At 65.6% G+C, this 22,170-nt stretch carries 14 protein-coding genes and 5 tRNA genes; 7 read left to right on the top strand and 12 right to left on the bottom strand.

The features are described from left to right. Nucleotides 1-52: 52 nt before the first annotated feature. Both AC1DOP_RS05460 and AC1DOP_RS05455 read right to left on the bottom strand, forming a co-directional pair. The gene (locus tag AC1DOP_RS05460) at nucleotides 53-3,040 is read right to left on the bottom strand and encodes an ATP-binding protein (protein WP_477250251.1); all 2,988 of its coding nucleotides are present in this window, start codon (nucleotides 3,038-3,040) and stop codon (nucleotides 53-55) included. Between the two features lie 207 nt (nucleotides 3,041-3,247). Next, on the bottom strand, nucleotides 3,248-4,081 hold the full coding sequence (locus AC1DOP_RS05455; RefSeq protein WP_441933495.1) for a response regulator: 834 nt from the start codon (nucleotides 4,079-4,081) through the stop codon (nucleotides 3,248-3,250). A gap of 402 nt (nucleotides 4,082-4,483) precedes the next feature. Between AC1DOP_RS05455 and AC1DOP_RS05450 the strand changes: the two genes are divergently transcribed. Beyond that, the gene (locus tag AC1DOP_RS05450) at nucleotides 4,484-5,092 is read left to right on the top strand and encodes a TOL_0243 family YfiR-like periplasmic protein (protein WP_477250248.1); all 609 of its coding nucleotides are present in this window, start codon (nucleotides 4,484-4,486) and stop codon (nucleotides 5,090-5,092) included. Then, nucleotides 5,089-7,002, top strand: a complete 1,914-nt coding sequence (locus tag AC1DOP_RS05445) for a sensor histidine kinase, YfiR-like protein-associated (RefSeq protein WP_477250246.1) — start codon at nucleotides 5,089-5,091, stop codon at nucleotides 7,000-7,002. Before AC1DOP_RS05450 ends, AC1DOP_RS05445 begins: the two co-directional genes overlap by 4 nt. 342 nt (nucleotides 7,003-7,344) lie before the next feature. On the opposite strand, the gene AC1DOP_RS05440 is transcribed toward AC1DOP_RS05445, so the two are convergent. The 7 genes from AC1DOP_RS05440 to AC1DOP_RS05410 all read right to left on the bottom strand — a co-directional run bounded on the left by AC1DOP_RS05440 (nucleotide 7,345) and on the right by AC1DOP_RS05410 (nucleotide 10,286). Beyond that, nucleotides 7,345-7,890 carry an FxDxF family PEP-CTERM protein gene (locus AC1DOP_RS05440; protein ID WP_441933488.1) on the bottom strand — a complete coding sequence of 182 codons (546 nt, stop codon included), beginning with the start codon at nucleotides 7,888-7,890 and terminating at the stop codon, nucleotides 7,345-7,347. Between the two features lie 507 nt (nucleotides 7,891-8,397). Continuing rightward, nucleotides 8,398-8,474: transfer RNA gene (locus AC1DOP_RS05435), tRNA-Arg, on the bottom strand. A 181-nt stretch (nucleotides 8,475-8,655) separates the two neighbouring features. Next, nucleotides 8,656-8,732 (bottom strand) — tRNA-Arg (locus AC1DOP_RS05430). 63 nt (nucleotides 8,733-8,795) lie between these two features. Beyond that, the gene (locus tag AC1DOP_RS05425) at nucleotides 8,796-9,527 is read right to left on the bottom strand and encodes a suppressor of fused domain protein (RefSeq protein ID WP_477250244.1); all 732 of its coding nucleotides are present in this window, start codon (nucleotides 9,525-9,527) and stop codon (nucleotides 8,796-8,798) included. Nucleotides 9,528-9,652: 125 nt separating this feature from the next. Then, nucleotides 9,653-9,729 (bottom strand) — tRNA-Arg (locus AC1DOP_RS05420). A 201-nt stretch (nucleotides 9,730-9,930) separates the two neighbouring features. After that, a tRNA-Arg gene (locus tag AC1DOP_RS05415) sits at nucleotides 9,931-10,007 on the bottom strand. Nucleotides 10,008-10,209: 202 nt separating this feature from the next. Then, nucleotides 10,210-10,286 (bottom strand) — tRNA-Arg (locus tag AC1DOP_RS05410). Nucleotides 10,287-10,392: 106 nt separating this feature from the next. Between AC1DOP_RS05410 and AC1DOP_RS05405 the strand changes: the two genes are divergently transcribed. From AC1DOP_RS05405 to AC1DOP_RS05395, 3 genes are all read left to right on the top strand, one after another. Beyond that, the gene (locus AC1DOP_RS05405; RefSeq protein ID WP_441933484.1) at nucleotides 10,393-14,226 is read left to right on the top strand and encodes a two-component regulator propeller domain-containing protein; all 3,834 of its coding nucleotides are present in this window, start codon (nucleotides 10,393-10,395) and stop codon (nucleotides 14,224-14,226) included. A 7-nt stretch (nucleotides 14,227-14,233) separates the two neighbouring features. After that, nucleotides 14,234-15,343: a DegT/DnrJ/EryC1/StrS family aminotransferase gene (locus AC1DOP_RS05400; RefSeq protein ID WP_441933483.1), complete on the top strand. Its 1,110-nt coding sequence runs from the start codon at nucleotides 14,234-14,236 to the stop codon at nucleotides 15,341-15,343. 145 nt (nucleotides 15,344-15,488) lie between these two features. Then, the gene (locus AC1DOP_RS05395) at nucleotides 15,489-15,938 is read left to right on the top strand and encodes a RidA family protein (protein ID WP_441933481.1); all 450 of its coding nucleotides are present in this window, start codon (nucleotides 15,489-15,491) and stop codon (nucleotides 15,936-15,938) included. 67 nt (nucleotides 15,939-16,005) lie between these two features. On the opposite strand, the gene AC1DOP_RS05390 is transcribed toward AC1DOP_RS05395, so the two are convergent. From AC1DOP_RS05390 to AC1DOP_RS05380, 3 genes are all read right to left on the bottom strand, one after another. After that, nucleotides 16,006-17,544 carry a right-handed parallel beta-helix repeat-containing protein gene (locus AC1DOP_RS05390; protein ID WP_477250241.1) on the bottom strand — a complete coding sequence of 513 codons (1,539 nt, stop codon included), beginning with the start codon at nucleotides 17,542-17,544 and terminating at the stop codon, nucleotides 16,006-16,008. 144 nt (nucleotides 17,545-17,688) lie between these two features. Then, nucleotides 17,689-18,543, bottom strand: a complete 855-nt coding sequence (locus tag AC1DOP_RS05385; protein ID WP_477250239.1) for an oxygenase MpaB family protein — start codon at nucleotides 18,541-18,543, stop codon at nucleotides 17,689-17,691. 34 nt (nucleotides 18,544-18,577) lie between these two features. After that, nucleotides 18,578-19,522 (bottom strand): LysR family transcriptional regulator, encoded by a 945-nt coding sequence (locus tag AC1DOP_RS05380; RefSeq protein ID WP_477250237.1) that lies wholly within the window; start codon nucleotides 19,520-19,522, stop codon nucleotides 18,578-18,580. A 124-nt stretch (nucleotides 19,523-19,646) separates the two neighbouring features. Here AC1DOP_RS05380 and AC1DOP_RS05375 point away from each other — a divergent pair, with 124 nt between their 5' ends. Together AC1DOP_RS05375 and AC1DOP_RS05370 are read left to right on the top strand one after the other, a co-directional pair. Next, nucleotides 19,647-20,735, top strand: coding sequence for a tartrate dehydrogenase (locus AC1DOP_RS05375; RefSeq protein ID WP_477250235.1), 1,089 nt, complete (start codon nucleotides 19,647-19,649; stop codon nucleotides 20,733-20,735). A gap of 79 nt (nucleotides 20,736-20,814) precedes the next feature. After that, the gene (locus AC1DOP_RS05370) at nucleotides 20,815-22,170 is read left to right on the top strand and encodes a dicarboxylate/amino acid:cation symporter (protein WP_477250233.1); all 1,356 of its coding nucleotides are present in this window, start codon (nucleotides 20,815-20,817) and stop codon (nucleotides 22,168-22,170) included.

Here is a 22,170-nt window from a genome sequence, read left to right as displayed (position 1 = left end):
GAATTTCTTGTAGGACAGCGCCGCGTGCGTGGGTAGGAACAACAACCGCACACTAGCGCAGGCGATTTTCCCCCACCGCTGGGGCCGCCACACGGTGGACCTGCGGCGCCGTCGGACCCACTACCGAGGCCACGGTGGCGATCAGTTCGCTCGGCTCGACCGGTTTAGAAATATGCGCCGAGAATCCCGCTTCCAGCGCGCGCAGCCGGTCTTCCGAGCGGGCGAAGGCGGTAAGGGCGATGGCCGGCACCTGGCTGCCCTGCTCGCGGGGCAGGTGGCGCACCCAGTCGAGCAGTTCGAAGCCGTCGACTTCGGGCATGCCGAGGTCGCTGATCAGGAGGTTGGGCACCGCTTCGCGGAAGCGCGCAAAAGCTTCGCGCGCGCTGGCGGCGATGTGCACGGTGGCGCCGCAATCGGTCAGGATGCGCTTGATCAGCTCGCGCGCATCGCGGTCGTCGTCGACCACCAGGGCGTCAACGCCGCTGAGGTCGCGCACCGTCATTTCCGGGGTGCTCGGGCTCGGCAGGATCATGGCGGCGCGCGCCGAGCGGCTGGGCGCGGACTGCTGCTTGGCCAGCGGCAGTTCGATCGTGAAGCTGGAGCCCTGGCCTTCGCCGGCGCTCTCGGCACGCACTGTGCCGCCGTGCTGCTCGATCAGGTGCTTGACGATCGCCAGGCCCAGGCCGAGGCCGCCGTGGCGGCGCGTCATGGAGGCGTCGGCCTGGCGGAAGCGTTCGAACACGTGGGTCAGGAATTCGGGCTTGATGCCGGCGCCGTTGTCGCGCACCGTGATGCTCACGCTCGCCTCGTTGCGGGCGAGGATCACCTCGACCAGGCCGTCGCGCGGGGTGAACTTGATCGCGTTCGACAGCAGGTTCCATACCACCTGCTGCAGGCGGGCGGGGTCGCCGGCGATCATGCCGGGATCGCCCGCGTAATGTTTCTCGATGCGGATGTTCTTGGCATCCGCGGCCGGGCGCACGGTCTCGATGGCGGCATCGATGATGCCGATCGGCGGCACCGCCTGCATGTCGAGCAGGACCTTGCCCGAGGTAATGCGGCTCATGTCGAGCAGGTCTTCGATCAGCTGGGCCTGGGCGCGCGCGTTGCGCTCGATGGTCTGCAGGCCTTTCGCCAGGTCGATCTGGTCGCGGCTCCCGCGGCGCAGCACCTGGGCCCAGCCCAGGATGGCCGACAGCGGGGTGCGCAGCTCGTGCGACAGGGTGGCCAGGAATTCGTCCTTCATCTGGCTGGTGCGCTCGGCCTCGGCGCGCGCCAGCCTTTCGTTCTCGAGCAGCACCTTGCGCTCCTCGGCGGCGCGCTGGGCCGCTTCGTACAGCCGGGCGTTGTCGATCGCCACCGCTGCCTGGGCGGCGATGCCGCGCACGATGCGCTCGGTGCGTTCGGTGAACACGCCCGTTTCCGGATGGCCGAAGAACATCGTGCCCAGCACCTCGCCGGAGTGCGCGATCACCGGCACGGCGAGGTAGCTGCGCACCGGCGGATGGCCGGCCGGCAGGCCGAAGGGCGCGGGGCCCTCGAAGCGCGGATCGTGGGAGACGTCGTCGGCGCGCATCACCTCGCGGATCTCCGGGTCGTGGGGCGACAGGCCCGGCCCGAACAGGGCGTTGGGACCGGATTCGCCGAAGGGCTCGAACTCCGTCGTGCTGGCGCCGGACACCGTGTACAGCGAGAAGATCTTGCCGTTCGCGCTGTCACTCCCGTGATACAGGAAGGCGCCATGGCGGGCGCCGGCGATGCCGGTCGCGGCGTCGGTGGCGGCCTGCAGCAGGGAGCGCAGTTCGCGCGTGGAGGCGAGGGCGCTGCCGGTGCTGTTCAGCAGTTCCAGCACGTGCGACTCGTCGCGCAGGGCCTGTTCGGCGCGCTTGACCTCGTCGACATCGGTATTCGTGCCGAACCAGCGCACCACCTTGCCGTGGCGGTCGCGCACCGGATTGACCCGGGTCAGGAACCAGCGGTACTTGCCGTCCGCGCCGCGGATCGGGTATTCCATCTCGAAGGGATCGCCGCTGCGCACGGTGGCCTGCCAGCGTTCCATCACGGCCGGCAGCACGCTCGGTTCGCAGGTCGATTGCCAGCCCCAGCCCACCACCTGGTCGGGCGTGGTGCCGGTGTAGTCGAACCAGCGTTCGTTGAACCAGACGATGGCGCCGTCGGCCTGGGCCATCCAGGCCAGCTGCGGGATGGTGTTGGCCAGCGCGCGCAGTACTTCCTCGCTCTGGCGCAGGGTGTCTTCGGCGCTCTTGCGGGCGCTGATGTCCTGGACCACGCCGGTCATGCCGAGCACGCCTTCGCGGCGGTTCGGCTCGGCGTAATCGGCGCGGCCGACCAGGGCCACCCAGCGGGTCTCCCTGCCGTCGCCGCCGTCGCCCAGCAGGCGGCATTCGAGTTCGACGTCGTTCTGGCCGGCGAAGGCCTGCAGCACGGCGCGGCGCACGCCTTCGCGGTCGTGCGGATCGAGGCGTGCGCGCAGTTCGGCCCAGGCCAGCGGGGTCTCGGCCGGCAGGCCGAAGATGGCGGCCGCGCGCTCGCCCAGCGACAGGCGGTCGCTGGCGGCATCCCAGCGCCAGTCGCCCAGGCGGCCGGCGGCCAGCGCCACCTGCAGGCGGCTGTTGCCCAGCAGGAGGGCCTGTTGGTCGGCCTTGCGGCGGTCGATGTCCTGGAAGTGGAGGGTCAGGCCGTCCGACGAGGGATGGGCGCGCACCTCGAACCAGCGCCCCAGGCCAGGATAGAAGAACTCCAGGACCGCCGTCTCGCGGTCATCCATCGCGCGGCGATAGAGGTTTTCCAGCTGGCTGCCGCGCAGTTCGGGGAAGGCTTCCCAGATGTCGCGGCCGACCAGGCCGGCGCGGGTGCGCTGCAGCGGTGCCAGCATTTCCAGCGCCCGCCCGTTGATATAGATGATGCGCCAGTCGTGGTCGACGGCGCAGAAGCCGTCGCTCAGGCACTCGAGCATGTTCTCCATGCGCTCGTTGGCACGGCGCAGCGCTTCCCTTGCCTGGCGCAGTTCCTCGCTCATCGTGCCTCCAGTGCTGCGCGCCGCCGGATCGGCGGTAGCGGGCTGTCGGTGCTGGCGGTGAAAGCGTTCAGGATCATCGGTCGTGGCTGTGGGCGCGTTCGAGGGGCTGCCGCGCGGGAAGCGCAGACGGTCCCGCCCTGCATCGATGGCAAGCCGTCCATGGATTCTAGCCCAGCCCTGGCGGTTTGATGCACACCGTTGCGCGCATCAGGAACGCGCCTGTTTCTGACCCGCGACCTTGTCCAGTGCGGCCTGGAGCTGGTCGAGTTCGTAAGGCTTCTGCAGCGACAGGTAAGGGAACTCGACGTGGCGCAGCAAGCTGTCGCCGTAGCCGGAAGCGAAGATCACCTGCATGGACGGCGCATCGACGACCGCCTTGCGCGCCAGTTCCACGCCCGACATGCCAGGCAGGCTGACGTCCGTAAACAGGATGTCGTAGCGGCCGGCCGCCAGATGGGTCAGGGCATCGTCCGGATGGCCGACGCCGTCCGCATGGTGGCCGAAGGCGCGCAGCATCTCGCAGATCAGGTATTGGGAGTCGACGTTGTCCTCGACCACCAGGATGCGCAGCGGACCGGCCGGCGCGCCCTGGTCGGCGGCGGCGCCGATCGCGGCCGGCGCCACCACGCACAGGATGCCCAGCACGGCGCCATCGTCGCCGCGCAGCGGTGTGAAATGGAGATCGTGGGTATCGGCTCCGGACGCGCCGGCGAAGCCGAAGCGACGGCCGGCGGCGACCGCGGCCTCGCCGCCCCAGGCGCGCTCGAGTTCGGCCGAGGCAGCCGCCAGCGGCGGCGGCATCACCGGCGGCACGTTGCCGCCCGGGACCTTTCCATAACTCGGGCCGGCGAAGGCGCCGTAGGACTCGTTGAACAGCACCGTCATGTCGCGGCCCCATACCAGCAGCGCCGGCAGCGGCAGGTTGAACAGCAGGTCGGCCGCCATGCGCAAGGGCCAGGGCCATTGCCGGGAGTCGCCCAGCCGGGTGGCGGACCAGTCGAAGGAGCTGGAGGAGGTCGCGGGCTGTCCAGTTGAGATCATGGCAAGGTGTAAATACTGTTATCGAAACGCAAAGAACGGAATGCTACACCAAATCGGCCACAGGGGGCGGCCCGCATGCGGGCAAAAAAAAGCCCGCTACGGGAGCGGGCTGAATCTATCCTTGGAGGAGAATAGAGGAGACAGGTGTAATAATGCTGCATCGCAAAAAAGAAATCCAATTTAGATTTGTAATGACCGTTATTGATAGTTTCAATAGCACGGCAGGGGCGGCCTGATCACCCTGTCCCAACGCACGCTTGGTGCACTCGGGAAAATGCTCTAGGATAGCAAGATGATTAAGAGTCTCCTGCTGTCGCCTGCATTGTCCGAAGGGCCGTCTTTACGGCCGGCCGCCATTTGTGCGCTCTCTTTCACCGCTGGCTTCGCCTCCTGACCCGGCCGATGCACCGTCCACCGAGCTCATCCGCGAATCACGGCCTGCGCCGCCTGGCCGGCTGGACGCTGCTGTGCGCGGCCGCCCTGTGCGGACAGCAGGCGCTGCTGCCGGCGGCGCGGGCCGACAACGCCGCCACCAGCCCGGTACTGGAACGGCGCGTCAAGGCCGCCTTCCTGTATAAATTTCTCGGCTATGCCGAATTTCCACCCGGCGCCTTCGCCGACGCCGCCAGCCCGGTCATGATCGGCGTGATCGGCGCCGACGAGCTGGCCGCCGAACTGGGACGCATCGTCAGCGGAAGGATCGTCGGCAATCGCCCGATTCTGGTCAGGGTGCTGCGCGAGTCCGAGCTCGGCACGCCGGTGCACTTGCTGTTCATCGCCGGCTACGACAGCGCCAGGGTGGGGCGCATGGTGCGCGCGGCCGGCAATGCGCTGCTGGTCGTGACCGAATGCGATGGTGGACTGCAGCTGGGCAGCGCCATCAATTTCCGCATCGTCGACGAACGGGTGCGCTTCGATGTCGCACTCGACGCCGCCGAACGTAACGGCATCAAACTCAGTTCCCGTCTGCTGACGGTGGCGAACCGGGTGCAGAAAGGAGCCCAGCAATGAGCTCGATGAAGCGCATCCGCAACACCGGTTCGGTACGCCGCAAACTCATCCTCATGGCGGTGTCGACCACGCTGGCCGCCCTGGTGGCGGCGTCGGTGGCGATGCTGCTGGTCGACCTGCGTGCCTTCCAGCGCTACTGGACCGACGACCTGATGACCCAGGCCGACATCATGGCGCGCGTGACGGCGCCGGCCCTGGCCTTCAACGACGACGAGACCGCGCGCCAGAACCTGGCGGTGCTGCGGGTGCGCCCGCAGATCCTGGCGGCCGCCATCTATACCAGTGGCGGCAGCCGCTTCGCCGGCTACGTGGCGCCGTCGGCCTCCGGCAGCGCGCTCAAGCTGCCGGAGCGCCCGCAGGCCTCGGGCTACCGCATCGAGGGCAGCGAGCTGGTGGTGTTCCGCAACATCGTCGAGAACGGCGACATGGTCGGCACCGTCTACCTGCGCGCGCGCTACGGTCTGTTCGACCGCCTGCTCAGCTATGGCGCCATCCTCGGCGCGGTGATGCTGGGCGCGCTGGCGATCGCCTGGCTGGTCGCCTCGCGCCTGCAGGAAGCCATCACCCGGCCGCTGGAGTCGGTCACCGACGTGGCGCGCCAGGTAATGCAGCAGCGCGACTTCAGCCTGCGCGTGCCCGGCAAGGAGAGCGGCGAGATCGGCGTGCTGATCGATGCCTTCAACGACATGCTGGCCGAGATCGGGCGCCGTTCGCACGCACTGCAGGAAGCCAACGCCACCCTGGAGCACGAGATGCAGGTGCGCGAACGCGCGGAGCAGGCCCTGATCGTGGCCGACCGCCGCAAGGACGAATTCCTGGCCACCCTCGCGCACGAGCTGCGCAATCCGCTGGCGCCGATCCGGACCGGCCTCGACATCCTGCGCCTGCGCAGCGGCGACGCCCAGGCCACCCAGCGTGCCACCGACATCATGGAACGCCAGCTGCGCCAGATGGTGCGCCTGGTGGACGACCTGCTGGACGTCTCGCGCATCAATACCGGCAAGTTCACGATCAAGTCCGGCCGCGTCGAGCTGAAGGCGATGGTCAACGACGCCCTCGAAGTGGTCCGTCCGTATATCGACCTGCATGGACACGAGCTGCAGATCGACCTGCCCGACCGCCCCGTATTCCTGAACGGCGACGCCACCCGCCTGGCCCAGATCCTGTCGAATCTGCTCAACAACGCCGCCAAGTACACCAACCGCGGCGGCCGCGTGAGCCTGCATGCCAGCGTCGAGGACCGCACCCTGACGCTGGTGGTGGCGGATACCGGCATCGGCATCGCACCCGAGATGCTGGATATCGTGTTCGAGATGTTCGTGCAGGTTGATTCGACCCTGGAACGCTCGACCGCCGGCCTGGGCGTCGGCCTGTCGCTGGCGCGCAAGCTGGTCGAACTGCACGGCGGCACGATCGAAGCGCACAGCGAAGGCCTCGGCCACGGCAGCCAGTTCGTGGTGCGCCTGCCGATTGTGGTCGATCCTGAGCTGCCGGCCAAGCCGACCCCGGCTTCCTTCATCAGCGCCGAGACCTACCGCATCCTGCTGGCCGACGACAACGTCGACTTCGTCAACAGCATCGGCGCGCTGCTGACGGCGATGGGCCACAGCGTGGTCATCACGCACAACGGCCCGGACGCGCTGGCCGCCGCCAAGCGCTTCTGCCCGGACTACGCCTTCCTCGACATCGGCCTGCCGCAGATGTCCGGCTACGACCTGGCGCGCGGTATCCGCGGCCTGTCCTGCGGCGCGATGACGGTGATGATCGCGGTGACCGGCTGGGGGCAGGAGAAGGACCGCCAGCTGGCCTTCGAGGCGGGCTTCGACCACCACATGGTCAAGCCGGTGCGCTTCGAGCAGATCGAGGAAATTCTCGGCAATCGCAGCCTGATCAAGAAGCTGCGCACATAAAAAGGCGCTGTTCGCGCCAAGTGTGGAATCTTTTCTGGAACACCTGGGGCCGCGCCTGGCACGCGACGCGCTGCTGGTGAACGATAGCCATGCGGCCGACCCGGCATTCGCGCGGGAGGCCGGATGCGAACCTGGCTGCTGCCTTTCCGCGGCGTCCCCAGCCCTTACCTGGACCATTACTTCGGCTGGCGCTGGGCGCTGGATGGCCAGCGTATTGCCCGCCTAGACGCATTTCCAAGTGCGGCGCCGGGCAGATTCAACACTTAATGCAAACAGCGCCATAAAAAAAGCGGAAGCGCTTGCGCGCCTCCGCTTCAATGCCGTGTAGACGGTCGCTGGAACTTACGCTGCCTGGTTCGCGGCCTGCTTGCGGCGGCGAGCCAGGAAGCCCAGGACGCCCAGGCCGGCGAGCATCATGCCGTAGGTTTCCGGTTCGGGAACCGGCGCCAGCATCACGGCGCCGCCGAACGACGCTGCCGTATTCGACACCATGTTGCCGCTCACCAGCAGGTAGTAGTCGCCCGCGGATAGGTTGCTGCTGGACACAGACCACACGTCCATGGCGCCCTTGTTCACCTGGGTACCGCTGGAGATCAGGGTATCCATGCCGGTGCCGCCGGTGCCGGTGCCGCCGCCGACGCGGAACAGCGACAGGCCGCTGATATCCAGGCCGGTAGCTGCCGTGCGGCTGATCGAGGAAACGATGGCATCGAAGTTCGAGCTGGTGGTGCCGGTGACCGAGAAGGTGAAGTGGTCGGCAAACATGGCGCCATTGTTGTTCATGGCGAGCGTGTCACCGAAGAAGCCACTACCATTGGTCAGGTCCAGAACCTGTGGGGTGGTGCCAATGGTGGGTGCGGCGGTGCCGCCACCGGTGGTTTGGGCCATGACGGCCGAGGAACCGAATGTTGCGGTTGCAAACACGATACCAGCGATCAGAGATTTTTTCATTTCTTACCTCGCAAAGATTCAGCCGCGTCCTGCAGCTTGGTTTTCAAGAATCGGGGAACTTCATCCTATCAAACCGTCGATAAAACGCGCCAAAAACCACCAATGTGTGCGCTTCTTCTCGGAAATGTGCACGTGTTCAATAATTTCTTACCGGATTCGGCAATTACCCGATTCTCATAGAGGAGGAGAGGCTATTTGCATTGACGAGCAGAAAAAATTATCAGGCTTGCCAAGTATTTGTAGGACTGAGCCTACTTGCAGACGCGCGCTACTCCTCGGCCGAGTTTGTTGCAGTTAGTGAATATTTATTGAACGCTCGGCAATGGAATTGCCCACGGGACTAGTCCTATGGCAGGGCTAAGTCACTGATCCATAAGGACAATACGGATGGGCAAAAGAAAAATGGCCCAGAAATCGCTTTCTGAGCCATTCGTCTTGAAATGTTGGTGCGGCTGGCAGGAATCGAACCCACGACCCCTTGGTTCGTAGCCAAGTACTCTATCCAGCTGAGCTACAGCCGCCCGATGCACGTATTATAGCGAAGTTTTGCCATTTGGCAAAGTGGCTGAAACGGCAAAAAAGCAGGGCAGGGGAAGGTCGGATTCGGCTGACAGTATGGTCGGGAAACGCAGGGTATTCCGTTAGCGGAAAAGAAAAATGGCCCAGAAAGATCAACTTTCTGAGCCATTCCTCAAGAATAACTGGTGCGGCTGGCAGGAATCGAACCCACGACCCCTTGGTTCGTAGCCAAGTACTCTATCCAGCTGAGCTACAGCCGCCCGAGGCACGCATTATAGCAGCGGCTTGGCGAATGGCCAAGTGCATGGCCGCGGTATCCATTCTCAGAGGAAGCCGAAGCGTTTTTTCGCCGCATTCGGGCGGTGCGGGTCGATCGCGTCGCCGATGCGCTTTTTCGCCAGGCGTTCCAGGAGCTTGTTGGTTCCCGCCCGCAGTTTCAGATCCATCTCTTCTTTATATAGAGGCACGACGGCGAAGAAGGCGATTTCCTTGTCTTCGTCGATCCCTAGCGTGTGGAATGCATCCGGCACGCTCACCGGCGGCAGCAGGATGCAGCCGTCGAATTGCACGTCCGGCGCATAGGGTTCCGCCGGATCGCCGTTCGGCATGGTGTGGCCCCAGCCCAGCCAGGTGCCGTACTTGTGAGGAAAGCGCGCCAGGCCCTTGATCAGCCTTAGCGGCCAGTACCAGGATTCGTCATTGAGGGATTCCTGGTCGAGTTTCCAGTCCGGCGGCAGCGTCACGATCAGTTCGGCAAAGCGGGGAGGGTCGATTTCCTGCGGCGTCGACATCGGCAGATCGCTCATGCCCGAGGTGACCAGCCGGACGAATGGATACGCGTCGGTGGGGCGGACGACATGGACGTCGATATGGACCGTGTCCGAGACCACTTCGTGGAATACGGACGCGATCGGTCCGAGATGCCGCTCGATGTGCCCGGAAATCTGCTCGAGGCACATCTCGCCCTCGGGCGGGCTCCAGGCGCCGGGCTCGGCGTGGCGAAGAATGGCGCTGCCGCCCAGAGAAAAGACTTTGCTGTCCTTGTTTTCGCTCACTGCCATTCCTTTGTCGGGCCCATGACTTGCCGCACAGCTTAGCGTGAAAGCTTGCGCCGAAAACGCCGGACAAAAGAAAAATGGCCCAGAAAGCAGAACTTTCTGAGCCATTCCTCAAGTATAAGTGGTGCGGCTGGCAGGAATCGAACCCACGACCCCTTGGTTCGTAGCCAAGTACTCTATCCAGCTGAGCTACAGCCGCCCAAGGCGCGCATTATAGCAGTGCGTTCTGGAATGGCCAAGTCCACCGTGGAGAATCGACGGCGACTCATGGCGTGCGCAGCTGTTTCAAGGACATGCGACCGATTTCCCCGTGAGGCTCGGAGCGCCAATGTCAATGCAAGCAGTCAAAAGAAAAATGGCCCAGAAAGCAGAACTTTCTGGGCCATTCCTCATGTATAAGTGGTGCGGCTGGCAGGAATCGAACCCACGACCCCTTGGTTCGTAGCCAAGTACTCTATCCAGCTGAGCTACAGCCGCCCGAGGCGCGAATTATAGCAGCGAGTTCCGGAATGGCCAAGTCCGCCGCGAAGAATCAGCGGCGGCTCATGGAGCCGGCGGCTGTTGCAAGGGCAGGAGCCCGATTTCCCGGCAGGCGCGGAGCGCGGCAATGTCAATGCAGGCAGCCAAAAGAAAAATGGCCCAGAAAGCAGAACTTTCTGAGCCATTCCTCATGCATAAGTGGTGCGGCTGGCAGGAATCGAACCCACGACCCCTTGGTTCGTAGCCAAGTACTCTATCCAGCTGAGCTACAGCCGCCCGAGTCGCTATTATAGCAGCGACATCCCGCAGGGGGAAGTCTTAATTTTTCTCAACATAAGAAGCGCTTCTGGTAGATTAAAGGCTGTTTCCGGAAAACCTCTTTATGTTCCGCTTCCTCCTCGCTTGCGTCCTGGCCTGCGTCGTCAGTCTGTCCGCCCAGGCCGGCGCACCGCGCAGCCTGCGCTTCGAACGACTTGGCCTGGAACAGGGCCTGTCGCAGGAATCGGTGAAGACGATCCTGCAGGACCGCGCCGGTTTCATGTGGTTCGGCACCCAGGCCGGACTCGACCGCTACGACGGCTACCGCATCCGCAGCTTCCGCAGCGACCCCGGCGATCTCTCCAGTCTGCCCGACAATTTTACCCAGGCCTCCTACGAGGACGATGAAGGCCGGCTGTGGTTCGGCACGCGCGGCGGCCTGGCCCGCTTCGACGAAGCCGGCCAGAAATTCGTTCGCTATCCCTTCGCGTCCGTCAGCGAACGGGTGGCGCGCAACCGCGCCGTCACCGCCATCGTCGGCGCCGGCCGCGGCGGCCTGTGGGTCGGCACCGGGGATGGACTGATCCACCTCGATCCCGCCAGCGGACGCTTCCGCGCCTTCCGCCACAATGCCGGCGATCCTGCCAGCCTGCGCGACGACCGCGTCAGCGCGCTGGCGCCGGACGGCCGCGGCGGCGTGTGGGTGGGCACCGGCGTCGGCATCGACCATTTGCCGGCCGGCGCCACCAGCTTCGAGCACTACGACATCGATCCGCGCGGCGGCGCCAAGCGCAACACGGTGCTGTCGCTGTCGATGGGGCAGAACGGCACCCTGTGGATCGGCACCGCCGCCGGCCTGGACGCATGGCGTACCGGCGACGGTCCGCCCGAGCGGCGCCACGTCGGACCCGAAGAGGGCATGAGCGACGCCGGTATCCTGGCCCTCTACCACGACGCCGGCAACAACCTTTGGGTCGGCACCGACCTCGACGGCCTGAAATGGCTGGACCCGGTCACCCAGCGCTTCGTCGGCTACAACAACGTGCCGCTCGACCGCCACAGCCTGTCGGACAACCAGGTCAGCGCGGTACGCGTCGACCGCACCGGCACCCTGTGGGCCGGCACCCTGTTCGGCGGGGTCAGCCGCGCCGACCTGGCCAGCGGCGGCTTCGGCAGCTTCGTGCTGTTGCCGGGCGCGGCGGACGAGCGCCCGGAAACCCTCAGCCGCAAGGTCCGCGCGATCGCCGCCGGCGCCGACGGCAAGCTGTGGCTGGGCACGACCGGCTCCGGCCTGATCCACCTCGAACCGATCAGCGGGCGCTTCGAGCGCATCCGCCACGACCCGAAGCGCCGCGACAGCCTGCCGGACGACGTCATCACCGCGGTGCTGCCGGGGCGCGGCCGGCTGTGGGTCGGCTCGGGGACCGGGCTGTCCTGGCGCGACGCCGCCAGCGGCGGCTTCACCACCGTCCCGCTGGGCAAGGACTCGGCGAGCAACTACGTGCAGGACCTGATCCTCGACCACAGCGGCAACCTGTGGGTCGCGACCCGCGGCGGCCTGTTCCTGCTCGACCCGGAGGGCCACGTCCTGAGCGCCTGGCGCCACGATCCCCAGGATCCGCGCAGCCTCGGCGAGAACTACGGCTTCGCCTTGTTCGAAGACCGCGACGGCACCATCTGGTACGGCACCGAGAATGGCCTGGACCGTTTCGACCGCGCCAGCGGCACCTTCCGCCATTACCGCCATGACGACCGGGATCCGACCACCCTGCGCCACAACCGCGTCTATTATCTCTACCAGTCGAAGATCGGCGAGATGTGGGTCGGCACCGCGGCCGGCCTGCACCGCATGGAGCGCGATGCCGGCGGGGCCGCCGTGTTCCGCTATTTCCCGGTGACGAAGGCGCGCGGGCCGGTGCCGATCGGCGCCATCCTCGAGGGCAATCACGGCGAGCTGTGGATCAGCACCACGGTGGGCCTGACCCGCCTCGACCCGGCCACCGGCGAGTTCATGAACTACAGTGCCAAGGACGGCCTGCTGGACGGCACCTATTTCGTCGGCGCGGCCGCACGCGACGCCGACGGCGAGCTGCACTTCGGCGGCGTCAACGGCATGACCTCCTTCATGCCGGACGCGGTGCGCGACAACCCGTATCCGGCCCAGGCGGTCGTCACCGAGTTCCTGGTGCAGGGCCGCTCGCTGCTGCCGCATGGCGTGGCCGAACCGCACATCGATCTGCCTTACCGCGATGCCGGCTTCACGCTGGAATTCGCGGCGCTGCACTACGCCGACCCGCTGGCCAACCGCTTCGCCTACCGCCTGCTGGGCTTCGACCGCGACTGGACCGAGACCGACGCCAGCAAGCGCTTCGCCACCTACACGAACCTCGATCCGGGCGATTACGTGTTCGAAGTCCGGGCCGCCAACAAGGACGGCCTGTGGAGCGACGTCCCGGCGCGCATGGCGATCACCATCGAGCGGCCGTTCTGGATGACCTGGTGGTTCCGGCTGCTGGTCGCCCTGTTCCTGCTGGGCGGCGGCTTCGCCATCTACCGCCTGCGCATCCGCGCGCTGGTGCAGCAGAAGGAAACCCTGGAGCGCACCGTCGGCGCACGCACCGCCGAACTGGTGCTGCAGAAGGAGGCCGCCGAACAGCAGAAGGAAGCGGCCCTGCAGGCGCGCCGCAACATCGCGCTGCTGTCCGACATCGGCCGCGAACTCACCGCCAACCTGGACGGCGACGCGATCATGAAGAATGTCTACGGCCAGGTGCGCCAGCTGATGGACGTGCACGTGTTCGCGATCGGCGTGCTGCGCGGGGACCGGCTCGACTGTCCCTTCGTGATGGAAGACGGCAAGCGCGTCGCCGGCGCCGAGCATTGCGGCGCGCGCGTGCTGGCGATGGCGCAGCGCAGCGCCGAGCGCGCCGAAGAGATCCTGATCGACGACTTCGAACACGAAGCTGCAAGCTGGGTCGGCGAGCTGCGCGATTCGGTGGATACGCGGCCGCCGGCCTCTCTGATCATGGTGCCGGTGATGGTCGGCACCCGTTCGCTTGGCGTGATCTGCGTGCAGAGCCACACGCCCCACGCCTACCAGCACATCCAGCTCGACATGCTCAGCACCCTGGCCGCCTACGTGGGCGTGGCGCTGGACAATGCCGACGCCTACCGCCAGCTGAAGGACACCCAGGCCCAGCTCGCGGCGCACGAGAAACTGGCCTCGCTCGGCTCGCTGGTGGCCGGCGTCGCCCACGAACTGAATACGCCGATCGGCAACAGCCTGCTGATGGCCAGCACCCTGCAGGAAAAGACGGAGCAGCTGGCGGCGCGCTTCACCCAGTCCACCCTGAAGAAATCGGAGCTGGAAGGATGGATCGGCGCGGCCAGCGAAGCCAGCGCCCTGATCCAGCGCAGCCTGCATTCGGCGGCCGAGCTGGTGAACAGCTTCAAGCAGGTCTCGGTCGATCAGGCCAGCACCCAGCGCCGCCGCTTCGACCTGGCCCAGGCCTGCCACGAGATCGCCGCCACCATCATGAACCAGGTGCGGCGCGGCGGGCATGTGCTCGAGATCGAGGTGGCGCCGGGCATCGTGATGGACAGTTATCCGGGGCCGCTCGGGCAGGTGCTGATCAACTTCGTCAACAACGCGCTGCTGCATGCCTTCGACGGGCCGGGCGGCACCATGGTGCTGGCGGCCGCCATGTCGGGCGCCGAGCGGGTGCGGATCGAATTCCGCGACGACGGACGCGGCATCGGGTCCGAGCACCTGTCGCGCATCTTCGATCCCTTCTACACCACGCGCATGGGGCAGGGCGGCACCGGCCTGGGCCTGAACATCGCCTACAATATCGTCACCACGCTGCTGGGCGGGACCATCCGCGTCGAGAGTCTGCCTGCCATGGGGACGGCATTCATCCTCGACCTGCCGCTGCGCGCCGCATCATCACTTCAATGAGGACTTCGTGGCACACCTGAATTTTTCGCAACCGAGCATTTCCGAAGACACGATCGCCGCGATGGCGGAAACCATGCGCAGCGGCTGGATCGCCAGCGGCCCGCGCGTGCTGGAATTCGAGCGCGCCCTGTCGCACTCCTTCGGCGGGCGTCCGACGCGGACCCTGACCTCGGCGACCGGCGCGATGGAACTCGCCCTGCTGGCCTGCGGCATCGGCCCCGGCGACGAGGTCATCACCTCGACCCAGAGCTTCTTCTCGACGATGAACATGATCGTCAAGGTGGGTGCGCGGCCGGTGTTCGTCGACTGCGACCTGGTCACGCGCGCGATCGACCTGGCGCAGGTCGAAGCCTCGATCACGCCGCGCACCAGGGCCATCGTGCCGACCCATTTTCCCGGTGCGCTGGGCGACATGGACGCGCTCTACGCGCTGGCCCGCCGCCACGGCCTGCGCGTGATCGAGGATGCCGCGCTGGTGCAGGGCTCGGCATGGCAGGGCCGCCCGGTCGGCAGCTTCGGCGACATCGCGACCTTCTCCTTCCACCCCAACAAGAACATGACGACCATCGAAGGCGGCGCCATCGTGGTGCCGGACGAGGCGACGGCACGCAGTATCGAGGTGTTGCGCTTCCACGGCATCGAGCGCATGCCCGACGATACGCGCGACGTCGCGGTCGCCAGCGGCAAGTACAACATGTCCGACGTATCGGCAGCCATCGGCCTGGCGCAGCTCGCGCAGCTGCCGGGCTTCCTGGCGCATCGGCAGGCGCTGGCGGACCATTATTTCGAGGTGTTCCCGAACATCGAGGACGCGGTGCTGCCGCCGCGCGGCGTCGCGGGGCAGAGCTGGAACATGTTCTGCGTGCTGCTGCCCTACGACCGCCTGGGGACGACCCGCCAGTCCTTCCGTGCGGCCTTGCGCGAGCGGGGTATCGCCACCGGGCTGTCGTATGAACCCTCGCATTTGACCAGCCTGGGCCAGAGCCTCGGTTACCGCCGCGGGCAGTTCCCGCATGCCGAGCGGATCGGCGACCAGACGCTGACCTTGCCGCTGCATTGCGGCATGGGTGTGGCGGATGTCGAGAGGGTTTGCGCTTCGATTCGGGAAATTCTCTGAACCTGCGGTTCGGGGCGTCCGTCGCGCCTTTGTATTGACACGCCTGATTGGTGATCTATATTGGTTTACCGTGGGACCGAGCTGAGCAACGCGCTCTTTCGCCCCAACGAGTCCGATATCTTTTCTTCGAAGAAAAAGGAAAACCATGAAAACGAATATCCGCTTCGGCTGCGCAATCGTTCTTGCTCTCGCCTGCTACCCGGTCCTGCACGCATCGGCCGCGGACGTCATTGCCACAAAAGACGCCCCCGCGGCAATCGGCCCTTATTCCCAGGCCATCCGGGCCGGCAATATGGTCTTCCTGGCCGGCCAGATTCCCATCGATCCCAAGACCGGTCAGTTGAACCAGGGGTCGATCGAAGATCAAACGAGGCAAGCGCTCGACAATCTCAAGGCGGTACTTGCAGCCAGCAATATGTCGATGGAAAACGTCGTTTCCACGACCGTGTACGTCAAGGACCTGAACGACTTTACCCGGCTGAACACCGTGTATGGCACGTATTTCAAGGATAAACCGCCAGCCCGTGCCACCGTGCAGGTGCAACGGCTTCCCAAGGATGCCGCCGTCGAGATTTCCGCTATTGCGGTGCATTGACGCCTGCGCGGATTCGACCATCCCGGGCATCGCCAGTACCGGGCACCGCAGAATCCGATAAGGGCGCTCAGATATTGCCGACGGTGCTGATGTTTGCGTCCGTGCCGTCGGTATAAACCCCCATCGGGGTCTTCCCTGAAAACGTGTTGTTGGAAACGACGGTGGGCTTGCCGTACACGTAGGCCAGTGCGATATGCGCCTGGAACTGGCTGGGCGTCTTGCCGCCGCTGCGCCGGTTCATTACGGAAAAGCTGCAATTCGAATCCATCTTGTTGGCATTGATCGTGTGGCCGCCCGTGTCGGTCCACTTGGCCCTGTCGCCGCCGCCGTACACCTGGATACCGTTCCCTTCATTGTTCGAAACAATGTTGCCGTAGACCGAGCACCGGTTGGTGCCGTCGTCGATGCCGATGCCGACGCCTTCCGAACCGTTGTCCAGCGGACCGCCATAGTTATAGTTGAACCTGCAGGTGTTGTAGCGGATCGTATGTCCCGATACGGCATCTTGCCCTTTCGCCGACGACAGCTCGATGCCCCGGCCGTAATAGGTCGTGCTCAGGGTCCCGCCATTCGAATTGCAGGTGTTGCGCTCGATGATGTAGGACTTGGCAAAGCCGCTGATATGGATGCCGAAATTCATATTGTTGCTGCAGTTGTTGTTGCCCACATAGCTGCCATCTCCACCGTTGATGAAGATTCCGACCAGCATGCCGGTCACGGTATTGTTGTCCAGCCTGGCAGCGGACCCCTGGATGAGAAAGACGCCCATCGCACTGCCGTTCATGCAGTAAGCGATGCCGGGAGGCGGCGAAACGCGGTTCCCGCTGATCACGAGATGGGTGAGGAAAGAGCTGCTGTTGTAGGTCTCGCAGCGGATGCCATGCGATCCCGAGGTGCCGCCGCCGCGATGGCGGACGGTGTTGTTCAGCAAGCGGAGGTCGTCGATCGTCGTGTTCGCAGCGACCAGGATCCCCTGGTTGCCATAGCTCGGACCATTGCTGATGACGTCGAGCAGGCAGCCGGAAACGGTCACATGGTTTTTTGTGTAGACATACACGCCGCCGCAATTCGACGTCACGTTATTGTTTTCGAAAACGCAGTTATTGCCCAGCCAGATGATCGCTACGCCGGCGGCTTCCGGCAGGGCGGTGTTGCGGATGTCCAGATTGCGGTAGGTGATGAAATCGCGCTCCTGGTTGAGCGCCGCGATCGAGGCGCCGGCGGCCGGGGTGGTGGGCGCGCCCGGCAGGATGATGACCGGTTTTGGCTGGGTAGGATCATCGTCGCCATTCGATTTGTAATAGGCACCGATCGTGATGCGCTGGGCCGCCGTGCCGCTCGCGCCTACCCGGAAGACACCCGAATAGGTCGTGCCCCGTTTCTGCAGGTAGGTATGGCCGGGCGTCCAGGACACGCTGGTCCATGACCGGTAGGGATTGGCAAGCGTGCCGTCGCCGGGACCGGGAGCGGTGGCGCCTGGATCGATGTAGTGCACGCTCGTCTTGCTGCCGCTTTGGGCCATGGCGAAGCGCGGAAGCACGGCCGCCGCGCATGCCGAGACGCCCGCCCTGGAAGCAATCCGAAGGAATTCTCTTCTTCTGGTCATGGCTGCTCCTCCATTCAGGACCCGGGCACAGTGTTGTGCCCGGTTGGAGGATGCTACGCTTGGCGGTCACAGCCTTGCAACGACTGTTTGTTAAAAAACTCGGGAAATCGCCAGGTCGAGTGGCGTCAATACAAATTCCCGACATCAAGTAGCTCGACCTTGATGGCGCACTGCGCGGCCGCCCGCCATCCGCCGCGCAGCCTGCACCGGCGGCGTATCCCCCAGCGGCAGCAACCCGGAACCGCGCGCCAGCGACCGCACCAGCGCCGCCTCCCCGAACCGCAGCCGATGTCCACGCAGCTGCGGCAGCGACCGCACCGGCGCCGGCGTCATCTCCACCGCGGCGCGCACCAGCAGGCGCTGGAGCCAGCGCAGCGGTGCGGGAAGAATGGCCGCTTCCATCATGATGCCCAGGAACTCGGCAAGGACATCCGAGCCTTCCAGCCCGGGCGCGGTCCGCGCCAGCATGGCCTCCCACGCCGACCAGGACGCGGGTGCCCCGGTCGCGCCATACAAGCCGGCGGACGCCAGGCCTTCGGCATATACCGCGTCCTTCTCGGCCGCCGATAAAGCCCGGACGTAGCGGTGATACGCCTCGGCGAACCCGAAGCTGGCCGTCGCATGCACCCAGTCCAGCAGCCGCGGATCGTTGGCGCGGTACGCCACGCCGGCGGGCGTCGTTCCCTGCACACGATCGTGCATGCGCACCACGTGGGCGATCATCTTTTCCGCCGCCGGGCGCGGCCCGTAGACCGTCATCATGGCCGCAAAGCCGGTGCGCCGCAGGCGCGTGGGCGGATCGCGTCGGAAGCCGCTGTGGTCCCACACGCCCGAGCGCACCGAGGGCTCGGCCAGTTCGAGCAGCACCGCCGTCACGCCGCCGACGAACAGCGACACCGGATTGGCGAACACCCGCCAGGAGACACCGTGCGCCGGGGTCAGGGCCGGCTCGCCGCGCGGCTGGCTGAAGTCGAAGGCCATGCCCGGAGGAGGGCGCATCAGGTCCTGGATTGAGTTCAGCAGCATCGCTTCCCTATGCCTCCATCGCGCGATAGGCGCGGTGCTGGGCGAAGCGCTCGAAGGCCTGCGACAGGAAGGCGACCAGGGTCCGGATCCGCGCCGACTGGTGCTGGTGCTGCGGATAGATCGCATAGATGTCCGCATCCGGCGTCCGGTACTGCGGCAGCACCCTCACCAGGCGGCCGCTTTCCAGGTAGCGCTCGATATCCCATTCCGCCCGCAGCAGGATGCCGTGGCCGTCGAGCGCCCAGTTGACCGCGATCTCGCCATCGTTGGTGGTCAGGTTGCCGCGCACCTTGACCGGCTCGCCGGGGCCATTCGTATCGCGGTCCCTGAACAGGCGCCAGGTGCCGTAGGCTTCGTCGCCCTGGCGGATGCAGATGCAGTTGTGGCGCACCAGGTCCGACGGCGTCATCGGCTCGCCGCGCGCCGCCAGGTATTTGGGCGAGGTGCACAGCAGGCGCCGGTTCGATGCCAGCTTCTTCGCGATCACGCGCGTGTCGCCGGGCTCGCCGAAGCGGATGCAGACGTCGAACTGGTCCTCGGTCAGCGGCGGCGGATTCACGGACAGCTGCAGCTGCACGTCGACCTCCGGGTAATTCAGCACGTATTGCGAGATCGCCGGCGCGATGTGCAGGCGGCCGAAGCCCAGGGTGGCGTTCACCCGCAGCAGGCCCTTGGGCTGGTCTTTCGAGCTGCCCAGCAGCTGGTCGAGGTCGGCGATCTCGCCGAGGATGCGGCGGGCGTGCTCGAACAGGACTTCGCCGTCCGGCGTCAGGCTCATGCGCCGCGTGGTGCGGTTCACCAGCGGCACGCCGAGGCGCGCCTCCATCTGCGACAGGCGCTTGCTGACGGCGGCCGTGCTAATGCCGAGTTCGCGCGCCGCACCGCTCAGGCTGCCGCAGGTGCCGAGCGAGACGAAGAAGCCGAGTTCGGCCGGTTGGATGCCGCTGCTCATGTCGATTCTTAACTTCGGGTTAAAGACGGATTAAGTCTAGCCAAGATATTTGCCCCCGTCCAGGCCATACAGTGGCTCCACGGATGCACGTTTACCTATACAGGCTTACACAGGAGACAGGAATATGAAGACCTACCAAATCGCAACCATCCCCGGCGACGGCATCGGCAAGGAAGTGGTGCCCGCGGGCCGCCAGGTGCTGGAGGCGCTCGCCGCGACGAGCAGCAAGTTCAAATTCGCCTTCGAAGATTTCGACTGGGGCGGCGACTACTACCGCAAGCACGGCGTGATGATGCCGGCCGACGGCCTCGACTCTCTGCGTAACAAGGATGCCATCCTGTTCGGCTCCGCCGGCGACCCGGACATCGCCGACCACATCACCCTGTGGGGCCTGCGCCTGAAGATCTGCCAGGGCTTCGACCAGTACGCCAACGTGCGCCCGACCCGCATCCTGCCGGGCATCGACGGTCCGCTGAAGCGCTGCGCGCCGGAAGACCTGAACTGGGTCATCGTGCGCGAGAACTCGGAAGGCGAATACTCGGGCGTCGGCGGCCGCGTGCACCAGGGCCACCCGATCGAAGCCGCCACCGACGTCAGCATGATGACCCGCGTCGGCGTCGAGCGCATCCTGCGCTTCGCCTTCAGGCTGGCCCAGTCCCGCCCGCGCAAGCAGCTGACCGTCATCACCAAGAGCAATGCCCAGCGCCACGCGATGGTGATGTGGGACGAGGTGGCCGTGCAGGTGGCCAAGGACTTCCCGGACGTGAAGTGGGACAAGGAGCTGGTCGACGCCGCCACCGCGCGCATGGTCAACCGCCCGGCGACCCTGGACACCATCGTCGCCACCAACCTGCATGCCGACATCCTCTCCGACCTGGCCGCGGCCCTGGCCGGCAGCCTGGGCATCGCCCCGACCGGCAACATCGATCCGGAGCGCCGCTATCCGTCGATGTTCGAGCCGATCCACGGTTCGGCTTTCGACATCATGGGCAAAGGATGGGCCAATCCGATCGGCACCTTCTGGTCGGTGGTCATGCTGCTCGAGCACCTGGGCGAGAACGAAGCCGCACAGCGGGTGATGCAGGCGATCGAGACCGTCACCGCCACCCCAACCCTGCACACCCGCGACCTGGGCGGCGCCGCCACCACGGCGGACGTCACCAGGGCCGTGTGCGGCATCCTCGACGGCAGCCAGGAGCGCGCAGCGGCCTGAGTCCGCATCAGCCCCGTCCCCGACCGGCCATGAAGAGCCGGGGGGACTCGAAACACATCACATAATGGAGACCGACATCATGTCCAGAAGCTTCTTTGGCAGGCTATACGTCCAGGTTCTAATCGGCGTCATCGCAGGCGGCCTGCTCGGCTACCTGTATCCCAAGCTCGGCACCGACCTCAAGCCGCTGGGCGACCTCTTCATCCGGCTGATCAAGATGGTGTTCGCACCGGTCATCTTCGCGATGGTGGTGCTCGGCATCGCCAAGATGGAGAGCTTGAAGGAACTGGGACGCGTAGGCAGCAGAGCCCTGATCTATTTCGAAGTCATGTCGACCTTCGCCCTGCTGCTCGGCCTGATCGTCGTAAACGTGGTCCAGCCCGGCGTCGGCATGAACGTCGATCCGGCCCACCTCGACACCAAGGCTATCAGCAACTATACGGCGGCGGCGGCGAAATCGACCGGTTTCGTCGACTTCCTGCTGAACATGGTCCCGACCAGCGCCATCGACGCCCTGGCCAAGAACGATATCCTGCAGATCCTGGTGTTCGGCACCATGTTCGGCATTGCGCTGTCGCGCATGGGCCGCCACGCCAAACCCGTGGTCGACATCCTGGAAGCCTTCAATACCGGCATGTTCATGGTGCTCGGCATGGTCATGCGGATCGCGCCGCTCGCCGCTTTCGGCGCCATCGCCTTCACGGTCGGCAAATACGGCCTGGGCTCGCTGCTGTCGCTCGGTCAGCTGATGGGTTCCATGTACCTGACCTGCGTCGCCTTCGTGTTCGTCGTGCTGGGCGTGGTCGCCCGGATCTGCGGCTTCAGCATCTGGAAGTTCCTGCGCTTCATCCGCGAGGAGATCTTCACCGTGCTCGGCACCAGCTCGTCCGAGTCCGTCGTCCCGCAGCTGATGAAGAAGCTGGAGTACCTGGGCGTCTCGAAGTCGGTGGTGGGGCTGGTGGTGCCGTCCGGCGTCACCTTCAATCCCGACGGCCAGTGCATCTACTACACCATGGCCGCGATCTTCATCGCCCAGGCCACCAACACGCCGCTGTCGCTGATGGACCAGCTGGTCGTGCTGGGCGTGCTGATGATCACCTCGAAAGGCTCGGCCGGGGTCACCGGTTCCGGCTTCATCACCCTGGCCGCCACCCTGGCTTCGATGGGCAAGATCCCGGTGTCCGGCATGGTGCTCCTGCTGGGCGTCGACCGCTTCATGTCCGAGGCGCGCGCCATCACCAACACGATCGGCAACGGCGTCGGCACCCTGGTGGTGGCACGCTGGGTCGGCGCCGTCGACCGCGTCCGCATGAACCGCATCCTGAACGGCGAGGAACCGGCGCCGGAACAGGAAGCCCTGATCACCCCGCACGGCAACGAGGACCGCGAGGACGTCGCCGTCAGCCTGGTGAAACCGCAGAACGTATCGGCCTGA

This window comes from Massilia sp. 01N410 (assembly GCF_056399665.1).
This window is presented reverse-complemented; position numbering and strand designations above follow the sequence as displayed.

Coding starts and splice junctions, on each gene's coding strand:
- AC1DOP_RS05440 (WP_441933488.1), bottom strand. CDS start 7,890: ATGGCCCAAACCACCGGTGGCGGCACCGCCGCACCCACCATTGGCACC.
- AC1DOP_RS05445 (WP_477250246.1), top strand. CDS start 5,089: ATGAGCTCGATGAAGCGCATCCGCAACACCGGTTCGGTACGCCGCAAA.
- AC1DOP_RS05380 (WP_477250237.1), bottom strand. CDS start 19,522: ATGAGCAGCGGCATCCAACCGGCCGAACTCGGCTTCTTCGTCTCGCTC.
- AC1DOP_RS05395 (WP_441933481.1), top strand. CDS start 15,489: ATGAAAACGAATATCCGCTTCGGCTGCGCAATCGTTCTTGCTCTCGCC.
- AC1DOP_RS05455 (WP_441933495.1), bottom strand. CDS start 4,081: ATGATCTCAACTGGACAGCCCGCGACCTCCTCCAGCTCCTTCGACTGG.
- AC1DOP_RS05390 (WP_477250241.1), bottom strand. CDS start 17,544: ATGACCAGAAGAAGAGAATTCCTTCGGATTGCTTCCAGGGCGGGCGTC.
- AC1DOP_RS05385 (WP_477250239.1), bottom strand. CDS start 18,543: ATGCGCCCTCCTCCGGGCATGGCCTTCGACTTCAGCCAGCCGCGCGGC.
- AC1DOP_RS05405 (WP_441933484.1), top strand. CDS start 10,393: ATGTTCCGCTTCCTCCTCGCTTGCGTCCTGGCCTGCGTCGTCAGTCTG.
- AC1DOP_RS05460 (WP_477250251.1), bottom strand. CDS start 3,040: ATGAGCGAGGAACTGCGCCAGGCAAGGGAAGCGCTGCGCCGTGCCAAC.
- AC1DOP_RS05375 (WP_477250235.1), top strand. CDS start 19,647: ATGAAGACCTACCAAATCGCAACCATCCCCGGCGACGGCATCGGCAAG.
- AC1DOP_RS05450 (WP_477250248.1), top strand. CDS start 4,484: ATGCACCGTCCACCGAGCTCATCCGCGAATCACGGCCTGCGCCGCCTG.
- AC1DOP_RS05370 (WP_477250233.1), top strand. CDS start 20,815: ATGTCCAGAAGCTTCTTTGGCAGGCTATACGTCCAGGTTCTAATCGGC.